The following is a 15,833-nucleotide window of genomic DNA, read 5'->3' on the forward strand; positions in this document are numbered from 1 at the left end:
GGGCGGCGGAGCGGCGCGGCGCGGCCGAGGCCGGAGTCTCCCGCGGCGCCACGGCAGCGGCCTGCCGTTGCATGCCCAGCCCGGCGCCCCGGGCTTCGCGCGTGGCGATCTCCTTCAGCCGCATCGAGAGCTGCAGGGTGGTCGGACGCTCCTCCGGCTGCTTGGCCAGGCAGGCGCGCAGCAGCGGGCCCAGGGCCGCCGGCACGCCCCGCAGCTGCGCCTCCTCGTGCACCACCCGGTAGAGCAGTACCTCCGAACTCCCCTCACCGAAGGGCGACTCGCCGAGCGCCGCGTGCGCCAGCGTCGCCCCCAGCGAGAACACGTCGGTCGCCGGGGTGACGGCCACCCCGCGGACCTGCTCGGGGGCGAGGAAGCCCGGCGACCCCACCGCGGTGCCCACGTGCGTCAGCGTGGAGGCACCCGTCGCCCAGGCGATCCCGAAGTCGATGATCCGCGGCCCCTTGGGCGACAGCAGGATGTTGGAGGGCTTCAGGTCGCGGTGGACGACCCCCGCCTCGTGGACCGCGACCAGCCCCTCGGCCAGCGCGGCGCCGATCGCGGCGGTCTCCGCCGCCGGCAACGGGCCGTCCGCAGCCACCCGGTCGTGGAGGGAGGGGCCCGGCACGTACTGGGTCGCGAACCAGGGCTTCGCCGCGTCGAGATCCGCGGCGACCAGCCGCGCGGTGCAGCCACCACGGATGCGGCGGGCCGCCGAGACCTCGCGCGCGAACCGCGACCGGAACTCGGGGTCCTCGGCGAGGTCGGGACGGATCACCTTCAGCGCCACCCGCTGACCGCGCCGGTCCGAGCCCAGGTAGACCACGCCCATGCCGCCGGCCCCCAGGCGCCGGTGCAGCCGGAACGAGCCGACGACCCGCGGGTCCTCGCGTCGCAGCCGCATCATCGCCATGTCCATCCCCGTCGCCGGCCGGTTGCACTGTCGCGGACAGCTTACGGACTGAGGGCCCCCGCCGCCGACAGGCCGCGCACCCGACGCGCCCTTGGGGGACAACCCTGAGACGGGGGAGCGGGAGTCCACCTTCAGGACGACACCGCACCCCGGTCGTCATACTCCCGGAGGCGCCGGGACGGTACGGCGGGGTGACGACGGCGGGGACGCCTCCGCCATAACGTGGGAACCAGCGGCGGGCGGTCCGTTGTACTCGCCCCCCGAGGCCGATCGCCCGCCGCGACCACGTGACAACTCCCCACGCCCCGGCCCCGGTCGGACCGTCGGGGAGACCGACCAGGCGGCGAGCAGGAGGTGGCGGGAATGGCCCAGGCGGCACCGTCGGCGGCAGCGGTGAAGGACCGGCCGCTGGAGTACGGCCAGGCGAACGGCCGCCGCCACCCCCTCGTCGCGCTCGCCATGGTGCTTCCGTTCGCCCTCGCGCTCGCCGTGCTGTTCGGCGGCGTGGAGGCGGTCGTGACACAGGTGTCGTCCGTGGCCGGTGCGATCGGGTGGTGACACCCGGACCCGGAAGAGCGGCCGGGTCTGCTCGCACCGGATGACGGCCCCGTGGGGACGGGGGTGTCGGACGGCACGGTGGCCGGGGAACCAACGGTTCCCCGGCCACCGTCATGCTCGGCGCCCGCCGGTCTCCTGCACCCACCGCGGACGCGGTGCGAACCGCCCGGGCACAGCGCGAACAGCACAGCGGCCGGGGAACCGTTGGTTCCCCGGCCGCTGCCGGTGGTGGACGATACTGGGATTGAACCAGTGACCTCTTCCGTGTCAGGGAAGCGCTCTCCCGCTGAGCTAATCGTCCGAGGTGGAGACGGGATTTGAACCCGTGTAGACGGCTTTGCAGGCCGTTGCCTCGCCTCTCGGCCACTCCACCACGAGGGGCAGGCCCCTCGAGAGCGGACGACGAGACTCGAACTCGCGACATCCACCTTGGCAAGGTGGTGCTCTACCAACTGAGCTACGTCCGCATTGCCGTTCCGGTCCGCTCACGCTTCCCGGCGACGTGGTGAACTCTATCCGATTCCGGTGACAGCTCAAACCCGGTTCCCCACACCACGTGCGGCGGACCCGCCCACGGGCCGTCGTGCGGACCCCCGTCCTAGACTCGCTCGCGTGCACGACATCGCCCCCATGGCCCGCTTCGGCGGCCTCCTCGCCACCGACCTCCGCGACGTGACCGACGACCCGGGTGCCCTGTCCTCCAGCGGCTGGTGGGCGGTGGCCGCGCGGTACGACGGCGGGCTGGTCTGCGCGCGGTTCGGCGACGTGCGACCCGCGCCGGTACCGTCACCCGGCCGCTGGCACGGCCCCGCTCCCGACGGCTGGCGCAGCTCGCTCGACCGCGCCGCCTACACCGCCGGGGTGCGGCGCATCCGTGAGCACATAGCCGCCGGCGAGGTCTACCAGGCCAACCTCTGCCGTGTCCTGACCGCCGAGGTGGAACCCGACGCCGACATCGACGCCCTCACCGCCCACCTGGCGCGCGGCAACCCCGCACCCCACGCGGGCACCGTCCGGCTGCCGCGCCACGGGGTGGAGATCGCGACCGCCTCACCGGAGTTGTACCTGCGGCGCGCCGGCGACACCGTCGAGTCCGGCCCGATCAAGGGCACCGCGCCCACCGCCGGCGAACTGCTCCCCAAGGACCACGCCGAGAACGTGATGATCGTGGACCTCGTCCGCAACGACCTCGGCCGGGTCTGCGTCCCGGGGAGCGTCACCGTCCCCGAACTGTGCGTCACCGAGAAGCACCCCGGGCTCGTCCATCTCGTCTCCACCGTGCGCGGTCGCCTCAGCCCCGGTGCCGGCTGGCCGGAGCTGCTGGAGCACACCTTCCCGCCCGGTTCGGTGACGGGCGCGCCCAAGTCCAGCGCCCTCGCCGTCATCGACGCCCTGGAGACCGCACCCCGCGGCCCGTACTGCGGCGGGATCGGCTGGGTGGACGCCGACCGGGGCACCGGCACCCTGGCCGTCGCGATCCGCACCTTCTGGATCGACCGACCGGCCGACGGCCCGCCCCTGCTGCGGTTCGGTACCGGCGCCGGCATCACCTGGGGCTCCGACCCCGACCACGAGTGGCGCGAGACCGAACTCAAGGCGGACCGGCTCCTCACCGTCGCGGCCGGCTGAGCCGCCCGCGACCGCCCGGCGGGGCCACGGGCGTCTCGTGCGCGCGTGCCGGACGTCCGTCCTACGCTGGAGGCCGCGGCGCCCCGCGCCCGGCCCGTCCAGGCCGGGCGCGGGGCCGCCGACCGACATCCCCGAGGCGAGGCACACATGCGGATCTGGCTCAACGGCACGCTGCGGACCGAGCAGGAGGCGGGCGTCTCCGTCTTCGACCACGGCCTCACCGTGGGCGACGGCGTCTTCGAGACGGTGAAGACCGTGGACGGGGCGCCGTTCGCCCTCACCCGCCACCTGGACCGGCTCGCCCGGTCCGCCGCAGGCCTCGGTCTGCCCGCCCCCGACCTCGACGAACTGCGTCGCGCCTGCCACGAGACGGTCGCCGCCACGCCCCACCCGCTGGGACGGCTCCGCCTCACCTACACCGGCGGGCGGGCGCCGATGGGGTCCGACCGCGACGAGAAGGTCACCCCGACCGTCCTCGCCGCCCACTTCGGCATCACCCGTCGCCCCGACACCACCGCCGCCGTCACCGTGCAGTGGACGCGGAACGAACGCGGCGCCCTCAGCGGACTCAAGACCACCTCCTACGGCGAGAACGTCGTGGCCCTGGCCGCCGCGCGCGCCCGCGCCGCCACCGAGGCGATCTTCCCCAACACCACCGGCGCACTGTGCGAGGGCACCGGCACCAACGTCTTCGTGGTCATGGACGGCCGGGCGCTGACCCCGCCGCTCTCCTCGGGCGCGCTGGCCGGCGTCACCCGGGCGCTGGTCCTGGAGTGGACCGGCGCACAGGAGGCCGAGCTGCCGATGGACGCGCTGGAACGTGCCGAGGAGGTCTTCCTCACCTCCACGACCCGGGACGTCCAGGCCGTCGCCCGGCTCGACGGCCGCGACCTGCCGGGCGCCCCGGGGCCCGTGACCGCCGAGGCGATGCGTGTGTTCGCCGAGCGGTCCGCCGCCGACATCGACCCCTGACGCGCCCGGTCACCCGCCGGACCCCGATCCGCGGCGGGGGCTGGTCCGCGGCCGAGGCCGTGCGCGAGGATGCGGAGGTGACGACCACACTGCGACCCATCGGCCCCGAGGAGCGCGACGCCGCGGGCGTCCGCTCCCGCCGCTACACGATCTCGGTCAACGGCCGCCCCGCCGGACGGCTCCACCTGGCCGCCGACCCCGCCGGCCCCGAGGCCGGCACGATCGGCCGGATCCACGAGCTCGTCGTGGACCCCGCCGACCGCCGCCGCGGTCGCGGCACCGTCGCCGCCCTCGCGGCGGAGGAGGTGCTGCGTGGCTGGGGCTGCGGCACCCTGGAGGTGCGGCTCGACGCCGGCGCAGAGGCCGCGTCGGGCCTCGCCGAGCAGCTCGGGCTGGTCGAGCGCAGCCGGAACATGGTCAAGGAGGTCGCCCCGGGCGCGACCGCGCCCGACCTGCCGGAGGGGGCGGAGCTGCGGGAGATGACGGCGGCCGAGTACCCGGACTGGCTGGCCGCGGAGCGGGAGGACTTCGTCCGCGCCTGGACCGACCGCGGTGTCCCGGCAGCCGCCGCCGCCCGCCGGGCGGACGGCGCGTACACCCGGCTCCTCGCCGAGGGGCCGGTGACGCCGGGGACGGTCCTGCGGGTGCTGGAGATCGGGGGTGACCGTGCCGGTGCCCTGTGGGTCCGCAACGGCGGGGAGCTGCCCGACGGCGCGGATTCCTACGTGTACTCGGTGCACGTCTCGGAGGGGCGGCGTGGCCAGGGGCTCGGCCGGGCCCTGATGGTCGAGGCGGAGCGGGTGTGCGCCGCCGCCGGCCTCAGCCTGCTGGGCCTCCACGTCTTCGCCGACAACACCCCGGCCCGGCGCCTCTACGACTCCCTCGGCTACCGGACGGTCGCGGTCAACACCGTCAAGCGGATCGGCTGAGCACGGACTCGGTGATCTCCGCGATCCGCTGCCGCAGCCCCTCCTGGCTCGTGCCACCGTCGAGCCGCTGCCCGTCGATGAGGTAGGTCGGCGTCCCGGTGACGCCGAGGGCCGCACCCTCGGCCTGGTCCGCGTCCACCATCAGCATGTGGCGGCCGTCGATCAGCGCGGTGTCCATCTCCTCGGCGTCGAGTCCGAGTTCGGCCGCCACGGTCAGCAGCGTCGCCTGGCCCCGCTTTCCCAGCTCCTCGGTGCGCGCCAGCACCGCCGCGACGAAGTCGTCGCCTCTGCCCTGGGCGTAGGCCTCCTCCGCGGCCTGCGCGGCGGCCAGTGCGTGCTGATGGCGGGGGAGGGGGAAGTGGCGCAGGCGGATGGTCAGCGAGTCGCCGAACCGCTCGCGGAGCGCGATGAGGTCACCGTGAGCGAGGTGGCAGTCGGGGCACTGGAGGTCGCACCACACGTCGAGGACGGCGGCTCCGGGGGAATCGTTCATGGCCGTATTCTCCCTCCCGCGCGCGGTGCGCCGGTGCTCCGGGAGGCGTCGGCGGCGGGGGTGCGGGCCGTCTCACCCCGAAATGTCCCTGACATTCGGCCGGGCAATGGCCCATCGGGGCTCGGCGCGGCAGGATGGAACCATGCTTGGGATGCTTATTTACGCCGTCTGCGGCACGCTGAGCGCCGCGGGGCTCTGGTTCGCCTACCGCTCCTTCCGGCGCCGCCGCTACGCGACGGGGCTGCGCACCGCATCGGTGGCGCTGCTGCCGATGGGTCTCGCCATGACCGGTGTGGTGAGGTTCGTCCTCAACATGACCTTCAACCCGATCGCGTGGGCGGGCGTCGCCGCGGTGGGGCTCGCGGTGGTGCTGTTCATGGTGGCGCGCGCCCTGGACGCGAGGGGGGTTCCCGACGGTGGCTCCGGCCCCACGCCGGGCGAAGCCCCGGCGGCCGTCCCGGCCGTGGCGGGCGCCGGCGGGGAGCTCCCGGCCGCCCCCCGTCGCGAGGCGCCTGCGAAGAAGTCCGGAGGCGCCACCGGGACGGAGGACTTCTCGGACATCGAAGCGATCCTCAAAAAACACGGGATCTGACGAATTAGCAGCCCGCGGGGGCCTTTTGGGCTCAGCGGGGGTCCGGTCTGCGCCATGATCGCCGGGAGATGGCGCACAGAACTCGGGGAGCGATCTCCCCCCTCACGACCGACCGCCCGCCGCCCCTTCCCGGGCGGCGGGCCACCGAGGAACCCCGGGGTTGCCTCTTCGCCCTGGCGCAGCTTCCGCTGATCATCTTCCTTGCGGTGATCGGGACTCTGCTGACCGTGGCGGCGGTGCACGACCTGTTCCTGTTGTGAGCACGTGCCGTGGGGCCGGGGCGCCGAACCCGGACCGAGCCCCCGCCCGGTCCGCCGGCTCAGCGAGCGGCGTCCGCGCGTCGCTGCCGCGCGCGGTACGCGGCGACGTGCAGCCGGTTCCCGCAGGTGCGGCTGTCGCAGTAGCGGCGCGAGCGGTTGCGGGAGAGGTCGACGAAGGCCCGGCCGCAGTCCGGCGCCTCGCAGTGGCGCAGCCGCTCCAGCTCCCCGGCGACCAGCAGGAACCCCAGCGCCATGCCGCAGTCGGCCGCCAGGTGGTCTGCGAGGGAGGCGCCGGGCGCGAAGTAGTGGACGTGCCAGTCGTAGCCGTCGTGGTCGGTCAGCTGCGGCGTGGTGCCGGCCGAGGCCACCATCTCGTTGAGGAGCCCGGCGACCTCCCGTCCGGAGTCCGAGGCCAGTACGCGTTCGAAGCGCTCCCGGGTGCGCAGCACGGCCTGGAGGTCGGCCTCGGTGAGGTCCGCCGGCGCGATGCCGCTGACGGTCAGGGTGCCGACGAACGTCCGGAGGGCCGCGACATCGGTGAGGCGCTCGCCCTCCCCGGTGGCGGGGGCGGTGTTGAGGAGCTCGACCACGTGGTCCAGCGCGCACCGCGTGTCGTGGTTGATGAGCACCTGGTGGGTCTCCCGGTCCGGAGGCGCGGCGAGTAACCGGGAAACTCTAACGCGCGTGCCGGGTACCGCCGCGTGGTGGTGCGGCGGTACCCGGCACGCGCGAGCCGTTTCCCGGCCCCGCCGTCGCCCCGAGTTCGGACGGCGGGGCCGACGGCCTCAGCTCTCCGCGAGGATGTGCGAGAGCTCGGTGTCGAGGTCGAAGTGGCGGTGTTCGGTTCCGGGCGGCACTGCCGCGTCGGTCCGCTTGAGGAAGGACTCCAGAGCTCGGGCGGGAGCTTCCAGCAACGCCTCGCCCTCGGGGGAGCTGAGGGCGATGCAGACCACCCCCTGACCGTGGCTGCGCGAAGGCCACACCCGGACGTCACCGGTGCCGGTGGGCCGGTGGAGCCCCTCGGCCAGCAGATCGCGGGCGAAGACCCATTCGACGGTCTCCTCCGCTCCGGTGTGGAACGTGGCATGCACGGCGTACGGATCGCCGGTGTCATACCGCAGTCCTGCGGGTACGGGCAGTGACGACTCGCTCGATACGACGAGGCGCAGGTGCAGCTCGCAGCTGACCGTGGTGTTCATAGGCGCCAGTGCCTTTCGCTCAGTGTGCGCTCGGGGCTTCGCACGTCGGCGAGATCGATGTGCCACGTACTGGTGGGTTGTAAACCCTTCTGTGCCATTTGCGAGGTTTGAAGTCATTCGAATGGCGCAGTCTGTGGCGTCACGGCTCCCCCGGGCGAGTGATTGCCACAGATGTTCGAATGAGGTCTCTTGAGGGTGAAGCGAGTGCCCGGGAGGGGTGGGGGAGGGGTGCGGGGGGTGGGGTAGTCTGTGATCACCGCAGCGGGCGATTAGCTCAGTGGAAGAGCGCTTCGTTCACACCGAAGAGGTCACTGGTTCGAACCCAGTATCGCCCACCGTGCAGGTCGAGGGGTCGGGGCATCACGCTCCGGCCCCTCGGTGTTTCCGGGGTTCCGCCCGGTCGGCAGAGCGTGTCCGGCGGCTCCTCCGGTGCGACAGGAGCCCGCGGTCGGCGCGGGTTTGGACGGACGGTGACCGACCTGTATGGTTCTCACGTGCCGCAGGGCACCGACGCGAAGGGCGATTAGCTCAGCGGAAGAGCGCTTCGTTCACACCGAAGAGGTCACTGGTTCGAACCCAGTATCGCCCACCCCTGCGAAAGCCGGTCCGTCCGCAGACGGACCGGCTTTCGCGTGTTCACGGGGCGCGTTCCGGGGGTCCGGGCCCGGCCCGGGAATCGTTTCGCCCCGTGACCACCGCCCTCGGTACGATTCACGCGGCTGCGGCGACCGCCGCAGCGGCTGGACCTGTGTTGAGGAGAGACCGGTGTCGGACGTCCGTGTGACCATCCATCGCGATTCCGAGCGGGAAGAGCGTGTGGTGACCACGGGCACTACCGCAGCCGCCCTGTTCGAAGGCGAGCGCTCGATCGTCGCCGCACGCGTCGGCGGTGAGCTGCGCGACCTGGCTCACGAGCTGGGCGACGGCGACGAGGTGGAGCCCGTCGAGATCGGTTCGCCCGACGGTCTCGACATCCTGCGGCACTCCGCCGCCCACGTCATGGCCCAGGCCGTCCAGGAGCTCTTCCCCGCCGCCCGCCTCGGCATCGGCCCGCCCATCCGGGACGGCTTCTACTACGACTTCGACGTCGAGAACCCGTTCCACCCCGAGGATCTCAAGCGCGTCGAGAAGAAGATGCAGGAGATCATCAAGCGCGGTCAGCGCTTCGAGCGGCGGGTCGTCGGCGACGACGAGGCACGTGAGGAACTGGCCGCCGAGCCCTACAAACTGGAGCTGATCGGGCTCAAGGGGTCCGCCGCCGAGGCCGCGGAGGGCGCTTCCGCCGAGGTGGGCGCCGGCGAGCTGACGATCTACGACAACATCGACCCCAAGACCGGCGAGCTGTGCTGGAAGGACCTCTGCCGCGGTCCGCACCTGCCCACGACCCGCCTGATCCCGGCGGTCAAGCTGATGCGTTCCGCCGCCGCCTACTGGCGGGGCAGCGAGAAGAACCCGCAGCTCCAGCGGATCTACGGCACTGCCTGGCCGAGCCGGGAGGAGCTCAAGGCCCACCTGGAGTTCCTCGCCGAGGCCGAGAAGCGCGACCACCGCAAGCTCGGCTCCGAGCTGGACCTCTTCTCGATCCCCGAGGAGATCGGCTCCGGGCTGGCCGTGTTCCACCCGCGCGGCGGCGTCGTCCGACGTGTCATGGAGGACTACTCCCGCCGCCGCCACGAGGAGTCCGGCTACGAGTTCGTCTACACCCCGCACGCCACCAAGGGCACGCTCTTCGAGAAGTCCGGCCACCTCGACTGGTACGCCGACGGCATGTACCCGCCCATGCAGCTCGACGGGGGACAGGACTACTACCTGAAGCCCATGAACTGCCCGATGCACCACCTGATCTTCGACGCGCGCGGCCGGTCCTACCGCGAACTGCCGCTCCGCCTGTTCGAGTTCGGCACCGTGTACCGCTACGAGAAGTCCGGCGTGGTCCACGGACTGACCCGGGCCCGGGGCTTCACCCAGGACGACTCCCACATCTACTGCACCCGTGAGCAGATGGCGGACGAGCTCGACTCGCTCCTCACCTTCGTGCTCAACCTGCTGCGGGACTACGGGCTCGACGACTTCTATCTGGAGCTCTCCACCAAGGACCCGGAAAAGTTCGTCGGCTCCGACGAGGTCTGGGAGGAGTCCACCGCCGCGCTGCGCCAGGCCGCGGAGAAGCAGGGACTGGAGCTGGTCATGGACCCGGCCGGCGCCGCGTTCTACGGCCCGAAGATCTCCGTCCAGGCCAAGGACGCCATCGGCCGCACCTGGCAGATGTCCACCATCCAGGTGGACTTCAACATGCCCGAGCGGTTCGAGCTGGAGTACACCGCCGCCGACGGCAGCCGGCAGCGCCCCGTCGTCATCCACCGCGCGCTCTTCGGCTCGATCGAGCGGTTCTTCGCGGTCCTGCTGGAGCACTACGCGGGCGTCTTCCCGCCCTGGCTGGCACCCGTACAGGCCACCGGCATCCCGATCGGCGACGCCCACGTGCCCTACCTGCAGGAGTTCGCCGCCGAGGCGAAGGCGAGCGGGTTGCGGGTAGAGGTCGACGCCTCGTCGGACCGGATGCAGAAGAAGATCCGCAACGCGCAGAAGCAGAAAACCCCGCTCATGATCATCGCCGGCGACGAGGACGTCGCCGCCGGCGCGGTCTCTTTCCGGTACCGCGACGGCACCCAGCGCAACGGGGTGCCGCGGGAGGAGGCGCTGGCCGAGCTCCTCGAACTCGTCCGGAGCCGCGCCCAGATCTGAGTCCGGCCCGGGCGGCCGGCCGGGGACCCGAACGGTCCCCGGCCGGCCGCCCGTCCTATGCTGGCCGGCATGACGCGTGAGCCCGAGCAGCAGACCGGCGCCGGGGAACCGGACGCCTACCAACGCCTCTGGACGCCCCATCGGATGGCCTACATCCAGGGCGAGGGCAAGCCCACCGGGCCGGGGGCGGGCGACGGCTGCCCGTTCTGCGCCATCCCCGGCCTGGGCGACGAGGAGGGTCTCGTCGTCGCGCGCGGCGAGCACGTCTACGCCGTCCTCAACCTCTACCCCTACAACTCCGGGCACCTGCTCACCGTGCCCTACCGCCACGTCGCCGACTACACCGACCTGACCGGCCCGGAGACCGTCGAGCTGGCCGAGTTCACCAAAGGCGCGATGCGGGCGATCCGGGCCTCGGCCGGGCCGCAGGGGTTCAACATCGGACTCAACCAGGGCGACGTCGCGGGTGCCGGTATCGCGGCCCACCTCCACCAGCACGTCGTCCCCCGCTGGGGCGGCGACGCCAACTTCATGCCGGTGGTGGGCCAGACCAAGGTGCTGCCGCAGCTGCTCGCCGACAGCCGCGCCGCGATCGCCGCGGCCTGGCCGGCCTGAGCCGCCGACGCCGGGCGGTGCCCGGCCCCGCCGCCGACACGTCCCCGGCGGACGGGGACGTGTCGGCGGCGGTGGGCGCTTCCCGCCCGCCACCGGCCCTCCCCACCGGGCGTCCTCACATGCCGTACTCGTCCGCCTTGCGCGGCTCGACCGCCTGCACCGCGCCGCTGAGACCCTGGGCCCGCGCGTTGAACTGCGAGACGTCCACGTTGTTCTCGGCCAGGACCCTGATGGCCGCCTGGTGGGCCACCCGGAGCACCGGCGTCGCCACCCGCAGCGCGTCGTCCGCCATGAAGCGGTGCCGCCAGGGCTTGGTGGCCCAGACGTGCCGGACGCCGAACGGCTCGGGCAGGCTCATCTTCCCGCCCAGCTCGTCGAGCTTCTTCGGGTTGAACCGTGCCAGCGGTGCGCGCGCCGCCAGCCGCACCGCCTCCTTGGCGTCCACCAGCGGGAGGCTCTGCGAGATCTTCTTCCAGGGCTTCACCGGGTTGCGGTAACTGCGGCTCTTACCTGCCGGCTTGCCGTAGAACCAGGGGTGTGTCGGTCCCAGCGCGTGGCCGTTGACCTCGATGCGCAGCGTCCGGTGCAGCACCGTCACGCTGATGAGCATGGTGATGACCAGCCCGCCGTCCCAGAGCACGAACTGCACCCCGAGGTAGTGACGGTCGTTGCTGTCGAACTGCTGCTCGTTGCAGATCCGCTGCACCTCGATGGCGTTGATGCTGTACGCCTCGACGTTGGGGCCGTCGGGCCGCGACACCGCGCCCGCCCCCTCGCCGACGTGGCGCACGACCCAGTGCTTGATCTCCGGGGGCGCCTTGAAGCCACCGGTGTGCACCGGGGTCCGCTCCAGCATGCGCAGCTGGTCCTGCATGGCCCGCACCACGTCCCAGCTGCGGAACGGGTCGATGTCCTTGCCCGCCTCGGCCGGCACGAGGTCCTCCGCCAGCTGCCAGCTGCCCCACCGCACGCCCATGCCGAGGATGCCCTCGGGGCCCGCGTAGTAGGCGACGTTCGACTCCTGCTCCGCGGCGATCTTCGCCAGCCCCAGCCGCAGCCGCTCCGCCTCCGCGTCGTTCGGGTTCTGCGGCACCGCCTCGGGGATCTTCGCCCCCGCGCCGCCACCGCCCGCGAGGTTCGCCCAGTGGGCGCGCAGGTTCTGCGCCGCCTGCTCACTGATGCGCTTGGCCCACAGCCAACCGATGATCGGCGCCGGGAGCACCAGCCACACGTACAGCTGGAGCAGGCCGTCGACCGGCAGGGTGACCACCAGCAGTACCGCCAGGACGGCGAGCGCGACGAGCGCCGCCGTCCCGATCGCACCCGCGCGCTTGTCCTTGGAGCCGGCGAGGGTCCGACGGGCCTGGAACAGGCCCAGCCACACCAGGACACCGGGCAGGAAGAGGACGCCGCACACCAGCATGATCACGGTCAGCCGGTTGTCGCGCTGGGTCCGGATCCGCTTGGCCGCGATCGCGTGCTCCACCACGGTGTGGGGCTCCACGCCGAAGGACTGGATGAGGGGCTTGCGGTCGGAGGCGAGCATCCGCGTCTCCACCGCGCGGGTGAACGCCTCGCCCAGGTTCGGCTCCAGCAGCGAGATCTTCGGATCGGTGACCGCGGCCTTGCCGTTCGGGTCCTTGATCGACTTAGCCTCGCCGTCGCGGTAGGCCGTGGCGGCCAGCGCGGAGCCCGCCGCGGTCTGCCCGTGGCCGGCGCCCGACAACGGCACCTGCGCTCCGGGGCTGAAGTCGAAGTCCACCCCCACCGAGCGTTTGAGCTCCTCCAGGCCCGCCATCGGTACACCCCCAGCTCGGGATCGGTTCACGTCCGCGTCCGGTCGGCCCCAACGGCCCCTGCGTGAGCGGGGGTCGGCCGTCGGCCCCATCGAGCCGGGCACCGCACCAGACCAGGGTAGCGGCGGAGGCCCCCGTGCCGGTCCGATCGCGCGAACCCGTCCGGAACCGTCCGGAACCCGCCCCCGTACCGCTCCCTCCCGCGGCGCCCACCGCCCCCCCGGAGCGGCCCGCCACCCCCGCCCCACCACCCGCCCGGCGAGCGCCCGGCGCCCCCGCCCGTCCGTGCGCTGGCTACGATGGGGCCGCCGGTGGCCGAACGACCACCCGGCCCGCCCCGAGCTGTTGGGAAGACCATGCTCAACAAGTACGCGCGTGCCTTCTTCACGCGTGTCTTCACCCCTCTCGCCGCGCTGCTGATCCGGTTGCGCGTCAGCCCCGACGTGGTCTCCCTGGTGGGCACCGGCGGTGTGATGGCGGGAGCCCTGGTCTTCTACCCCCGCGGTGAGTTCTTCTGGGGCACGATCGTCATCACCCTCTTCGTGTTCTCCGACATGATCGACGGCAACATGGCCCGGCAGCTGGGCCGTTCCAGCCGCTGGGGCGCCTTCCTCGACTCCACGCTCGACCGGCTCGCCGACTCGGCGATCTTCGCCGGACTCGCGCTGTGGTACGCCGGTCGCGGCGACGACCTGCTGCTGTGCGGTCTGGCCATGTTCTGCCTCGCCTCCGGCCAGGTGGTCTCGTACACCAAGGCGCGCGGCGAGTCGATCGGGCTGCCGGTGCGCGTCAACGGGCTGGTCGAACGCTCGGAACGGCTGGTCATCACCCTCGTCCTCACCGGTCTTTCGGGGTTCACCCTTTTCGGTGTCCCGCACATCCAGGTGCTGCTGCCGGTGGCGCTCTGGGTCGTCGGCGTCGGCAGCCTGGTCACGCTCGTCCAGCGGGTCGTGACCGTACGGCGGGAGTCCGCCGAGGCCGACCTCGCCGACGCCGCGGAGGCCGCCCGACTGGAGGCAGCCGCCCCCGGGAACGGCCGCACCGCCGGCACGACCGAGGACGCGCAGGGCAACGGCGGTGAGGACCGATGAGGGAGCAGCTGGCGGACACCGTCTACGGCCTCGGCTGGGCCACCGTGAAGCGGCTCCCCGAGCCCGCCGCCGTGGCCCTCGGCCGCGCCACCGCCGACGCCGCGTGGCACCGCCGCGGTCGGGGGGTACGGCAGCTGGAGGCCAACCTGGCACGGGTGCGCCCCGGTTCGACCGCCGAGGAGATCCGCGAACTCTCCCGGGCCGGCATGCGCTCCTACCTCCGCTACTGGATGGAGTCCTTCCGGCTGCCGGTATGGCCGGAGGACCGGGTCCGGGCCGGGGTGCACGTCCACGGGATCGAGCGGGTCACCGGCACCGCCGCAGAGGGCCGCGGCGTCATCCTCGCGCTGCCCCACATGGGCAACTGGGACCTGGCCGGGGCCTGGCTCGCGACAGCGCAGGACCTTCCCTTCACCACGGTCGCCGAGCGCCTGCGGCCGGAGAGCCTCTACGACCGGTTCGTCGCCTACCGCGAGGGCCTGGGCATGGAGGTGCTGCCGCACACCGGCGGCTCCGCCTTCGGGACCCTCGCCCGCCGGCTCCGCGCCGGCGGCGTGGTCGCCCTCGTGGCCGACCGGGACCTCTCGACCTCGGGGGTGGAGGTCGACTTCTTCGGGGAGGCGACGCGGATGCCCGCCGGGCCCGCCCTGCTGGCCCAGCAGACGGGCGCCGTCCTCTTTCCCGTGACGCTCTGGCACGACACCACGCCGGTGCTCCAGGTCCAGGTCCACGACCCCGTCGAGGTCCCGGCCGACGGCACCCGGGCCGAACGCGGCGCGGTGATGACCCAGCGCCTCGCGGACGAGTTCGCCGCGGGCATCGCGTGCCACCCCGAGGACTGGCACATGCTCCAGCGACTGTGGCTGAGCGACCTCGCCCGGGGAGGGACCGCGTGAGGATCGGCATCGTCTGCCCCTACGCCTGGGACGTCCCCGGCGGCGTGCAGTTCCACGTCAGGGATCTGGCCGAGCACCTGATCCGCCTCGGCCACGATGTCTCCGTGCTGGCCCCCGCGGACGACGAGGCGGGGCTGCCCGACTACCTCGTCTCCGCCGGGCGCACCGTGCCCGTGCCGTACAACGGGTCCGTGGCCCGCCTCAACTTCGGCCCGCTCTCCGCCGCGCGGGTCCGGCGCTGGGTCCTGGACGGCGACTTCGACGTCCTCCACGTCCACGAACCCGCCGCCCCCTCGCTGGCGCTGCTGACCTGCTGGGCGGCGCGCGGGCCCATCGTCGCCACCTTCCACACCTCCAACCCGCGGTCGCGGGCGATGATCGCTGCCTACTCCATGCTCCAGGCGGCGCTGGAGAAGATCAGCGCGCGCATCGCGGTGAGCGAGTACGCCCGCCGCACCCTCGTGGAGCACCTCGGAGGCGACGCCGTGGTCATCCCCAACGGTGTCGACGTCGACTTCTTCGCCCGGGCCGAGACCAACCCGGAGTGGACCGGGACCGCCGACGCGCCGACCATCGGCTTCGTCGGTCGGATCGACGAACCACGCAAGGGGCTGCCCGTCCTCATGCGGGCCCTCCCGGAGATCGTGGCCCGGCGCCCCGGGACCCGGCTGCTGGTCGCCGGGCGCGGCGACGCCGACCAGGCGGTGGCCTCGCTGCCCGCCGGGCTCCGCGACCGCGTGGAGTTCCTCGGCATGGTCAGCGACGAGGACAAGGCGCGGTTCCTGCGCTCCGTCGACCTCTACGTCGCCCCCAACACCGGTGGTGAGAGCTTCGGGATCATCCTCGTGGAGGCGATGTCCGCCGGCGCCCCGGTGCTCGCCAGCGACCTCGACGCCTTCGCCCAGGTCCTCGACCAGGGCGCCGCCGGCGAACTGTTCGCCAATGAGGACGCCGCCGCGCTCGCGCGCGCGGCCGTCCGGCTGCTGGGCGACCCGGCGCGGCGGGACGCCCTGCGGGAGAGCGCCACCGCCCATGTGCGGCGCTTCGACTGGCGCACCGTGGGAGCGGACATCCTCGCCGTCTACGAGACCGTCACCGAGGGCGCGGTGGCCGTCGCCCCCGACGACCGCGCCACCCCGCGCGGGTAG

General features: G+C 72.9%; 16 protein-coding genes and 5 tRNA genes. 13 read left to right on the top strand and 8 right to left on the bottom strand.

All coding sequences use genetic code 11. The annotated features are described in order from the left end of the window. On the bottom strand, positions 1-916 hold a 916-nt coding region (locus HCJ92_RS01255; RefSeq protein WP_245240462.1), incomplete at its 3' end, for a serine/threonine-protein kinase. Positions 917-1,273: 357 nt separating this feature from the next. Here HCJ92_RS01255 and HCJ92_RS01260 point away from each other — a divergent pair. Beyond that, complete coding sequence (locus HCJ92_RS01260) at positions 1,274-1,468, top strand: hypothetical protein (protein ID WP_167931479.1); 195 nt, start codon at positions 1,274-1,276, stop codon at positions 1,466-1,468. A gap of 226 nt (positions 1,469-1,694) precedes the next feature. On the opposite strand, the gene HCJ92_RS01265 is transcribed toward HCJ92_RS01260, so the two are convergent. The 3 genes from HCJ92_RS01265 to HCJ92_RS01275 all read right to left on the bottom strand — a co-directional run bounded on the left by HCJ92_RS01265 (position 1,695) and on the right by HCJ92_RS01275 (position 1,935). Then, positions 1,695-1,769: transfer RNA gene (locus HCJ92_RS01265), tRNA-Val, on the bottom strand. A gap of 1 nt (position 1,770) precedes the next feature. Beyond that, positions 1,771-1,841: transfer RNA gene (locus tag HCJ92_RS01270), tRNA-Cys, on the bottom strand. A gap of 21 nt (positions 1,842-1,862) precedes the next feature. Then, positions 1,863-1,935, bottom strand: a tRNA-Gly gene (locus tag HCJ92_RS01275). A gap of 145 nt (positions 1,936-2,080) precedes the next feature. Between HCJ92_RS01275 and HCJ92_RS01280 the strand changes: the two genes are divergently transcribed. The 3 genes from HCJ92_RS01280 (at position 2,081) to HCJ92_RS01290 (ending at position 4,998) form a co-directional block, all read left to right on the top strand. After that, positions 2,081-3,097 carry a chorismate-binding protein gene (locus HCJ92_RS01280; RefSeq protein ID WP_167931480.1) on the top strand — a complete coding sequence of 339 codons (1,017 nt, stop codon included), beginning with the start codon at positions 2,081-2,083 and terminating at the stop codon, positions 3,095-3,097. Positions 3,098-3,244: 147 nt separating this feature from the next. Then, complete coding sequence (locus HCJ92_RS01285; protein ID WP_167931481.1) at positions 3,245-4,069, top strand: aminotransferase class IV; 825 nt, start codon at positions 3,245-3,247, stop codon at positions 4,067-4,069. 77 nt (positions 4,070-4,146) lie between these two features. Further along, a complete protein-coding gene (locus HCJ92_RS01290) occupies positions 4,147-4,998 on the top strand; it encodes a GNAT family N-acetyltransferase (RefSeq protein ID WP_167931482.1) in 852 nt (283 codons plus the stop codon). Here HCJ92_RS01290 and HCJ92_RS01295 read toward each other — a convergent pair. Further along, positions 4,982-5,491, bottom strand: coding sequence for a DsbA family protein (locus HCJ92_RS01295; RefSeq protein WP_167931483.1), 510 nt, complete (start codon positions 5,489-5,491; stop codon positions 4,982-4,984). The two genes, HCJ92_RS01290 and HCJ92_RS01295, sit on opposite strands and share 17 nt — an antisense overlap. A 151-nt stretch (positions 5,492-5,642) precedes the next feature. On the opposite strand from HCJ92_RS01295, the gene HCJ92_RS01300 reads away from it, so the two are divergent. Together HCJ92_RS01300 and HCJ92_RS01305 are read left to right on the top strand one after the other, a co-directional pair. Next, a complete protein-coding gene (locus HCJ92_RS01300) occupies positions 5,643-6,083 on the top strand; it encodes a hypothetical protein (RefSeq protein WP_167931484.1) in 441 nt (146 codons plus the stop codon). 68 nt (positions 6,084-6,151) lie between these two features. Continuing rightward, on the top strand, positions 6,152-6,343 hold the full coding sequence (locus HCJ92_RS01305) for a hypothetical protein (RefSeq protein ID WP_167931478.1): 192 nt from the start codon (positions 6,152-6,154) through the stop codon (positions 6,341-6,343). 59 nt (positions 6,344-6,402) lie between these two features. Here the strand turns inward: HCJ92_RS01305 and HCJ92_RS01310 are convergent, their stop codons facing one another. Further along, complete coding sequence (locus HCJ92_RS01310; RefSeq protein WP_167931485.1) at positions 6,403-6,972, bottom strand: CGNR zinc finger domain-containing protein; 570 nt, start codon at positions 6,970-6,972, stop codon at positions 6,403-6,405. A gap of 156 nt (positions 6,973-7,128) precedes the next feature. After that, positions 7,129-7,542: an SsgA family sporulation/cell division regulator gene (locus tag HCJ92_RS01315; protein ID WP_167931486.1), complete on the bottom strand. Its 414-nt coding sequence runs from the start codon at positions 7,540-7,542 to the stop codon at positions 7,129-7,131. 263 nt (positions 7,543-7,805) lie between these two features. Here HCJ92_RS01315 and HCJ92_RS01320 point away from each other — a divergent pair. From HCJ92_RS01320 to HCJ92_RS01335, 4 genes are all read left to right on the top strand, one after another. Beyond that, a tRNA-Val gene (locus HCJ92_RS01320) sits at positions 7,806-7,877 on the top strand. A 182-nt stretch (positions 7,878-8,059) separates the two neighbouring features. After that, positions 8,060-8,131 (top strand) — tRNA-Val (locus HCJ92_RS01325). 176 nt (positions 8,132-8,307) lie between these two features. After that, entirely contained in the window at positions 8,308-10,287 is a 1,980-nt protein-coding gene (gene thrS, locus HCJ92_RS01330) for a threonine--tRNA ligase (protein ID WP_167931487.1), read from the top strand. 57 nt (positions 10,288-10,344) lie between these two features. After that, positions 10,345-10,902, top strand: a complete 558-nt coding sequence (locus HCJ92_RS01335; protein WP_167931488.1) for an HIT family protein — start codon at positions 10,345-10,347, stop codon at positions 10,900-10,902. 115 nt (positions 10,903-11,017) lie between these two features. Here HCJ92_RS01335 and HCJ92_RS01340 read toward each other — a convergent pair whose 3' ends face one another. Next, entirely contained in the window at positions 11,018-12,700 is a 1,683-nt protein-coding gene (locus HCJ92_RS01340) for a hypothetical protein (protein ID WP_167931489.1), read from the bottom strand. Positions 12,701-13,054: 354 nt separating this feature from the next. Here HCJ92_RS01340 and pgsA point away from each other — a divergent pair, with 354 nt between their 5' ends. Genes pgsA through HCJ92_RS01355 form a run of 3 tightly spaced genes read left to right on the top strand, consistent with a single transcriptional unit; the run spans position 13,055 to position 15,833 of the window. Continuing rightward, the gene (pgsA, locus tag HCJ92_RS01345; protein ID WP_167931490.1) at positions 13,055-13,789 is read left to right on the top strand and encodes a phosphatidylinositol phosphate synthase; all 735 of its coding nucleotides are present in this window, start codon (positions 13,055-13,057) and stop codon (positions 13,787-13,789) included. After that, the gene (locus HCJ92_RS01350) at positions 13,786-14,685 is read left to right on the top strand and encodes a phosphatidylinositol mannoside acyltransferase (protein WP_167931491.1); all 900 of its coding nucleotides are present in this window, start codon (positions 13,786-13,788) and stop codon (positions 14,683-14,685) included. The genes pgsA and HCJ92_RS01350 overlap by 4 nt, the downstream gene beginning before the upstream one ends. Then, a complete protein-coding gene (locus tag HCJ92_RS01355; RefSeq protein WP_167931492.1) occupies positions 14,682-15,833 on the top strand; it encodes a glycosyltransferase in 1,152 nt (383 codons plus the stop codon). The genes HCJ92_RS01350 and HCJ92_RS01355 overlap by 4 nt, the downstream gene beginning before the upstream one ends.

The organism is Streptomyces spiramenti (assembly GCF_012034385.1).
Taxonomy (GTDB): domain Bacteria; phylum Actinomycetota; class Actinomycetes; order Streptomycetales; family Streptomycetaceae; genus Streptomyces; species Streptomyces spiramenti.

Coding starts and splice junctions, on each gene's coding strand:
- HCJ92_RS01260 (WP_167931479.1), top strand. CDS start 1,274: ATGGCCCAGGCGGCACCGTCGGCGGCAGCGGTGAAGGACCGGCCGCTG.
- HCJ92_RS01350 (WP_167931491.1), top strand. CDS start 13,786: ATGAGGGAGCAGCTGGCGGACACCGTCTACGGCCTCGGCTGGGCCACC.
- HCJ92_RS01285 (WP_167931481.1), top strand. CDS start 3,245: ATGCGGATCTGGCTCAACGGCACGCTGCGGACCGAGCAGGAGGCGGGC.
- HCJ92_RS01295 (WP_167931483.1), bottom strand. CDS start 5,491: ATGAACGATTCCCCCGGAGCCGCCGTCCTCGACGTGTGGTGCGACCTC.
- HCJ92_RS01305 (WP_167931478.1), top strand. CDS start 6,152: ATGGCGCACAGAACTCGGGGAGCGATCTCCCCCCTCACGACCGACCGC.
- HCJ92_RS01315 (WP_167931486.1), bottom strand. CDS start 7,542: ATGAACACCACGGTCAGCTGCGAGCTGCACCTGCGCCTCGTCGTATCG.
- HCJ92_RS01340 (WP_167931489.1), bottom strand. CDS start 12,700: ATGGCGGGCCTGGAGGAGCTCAAACGCTCGGTGGGGGTGGACTTCGAC.
- HCJ92_RS01300 (WP_167931484.1), top strand. CDS start 5,643: ATGCTTATTTACGCCGTCTGCGGCACGCTGAGCGCCGCGGGGCTCTGG.
- pgsA (WP_167931490.1), top strand. CDS start 13,055: ATGCTCAACAAGTACGCGCGTGCCTTCTTCACGCGTGTCTTCACCCCT.
- HCJ92_RS01335 (WP_167931488.1), top strand. CDS start 10,345: ATGCTGGCCGGCATGACGCGTGAGCCCGAGCAGCAGACCGGCGCCGGG.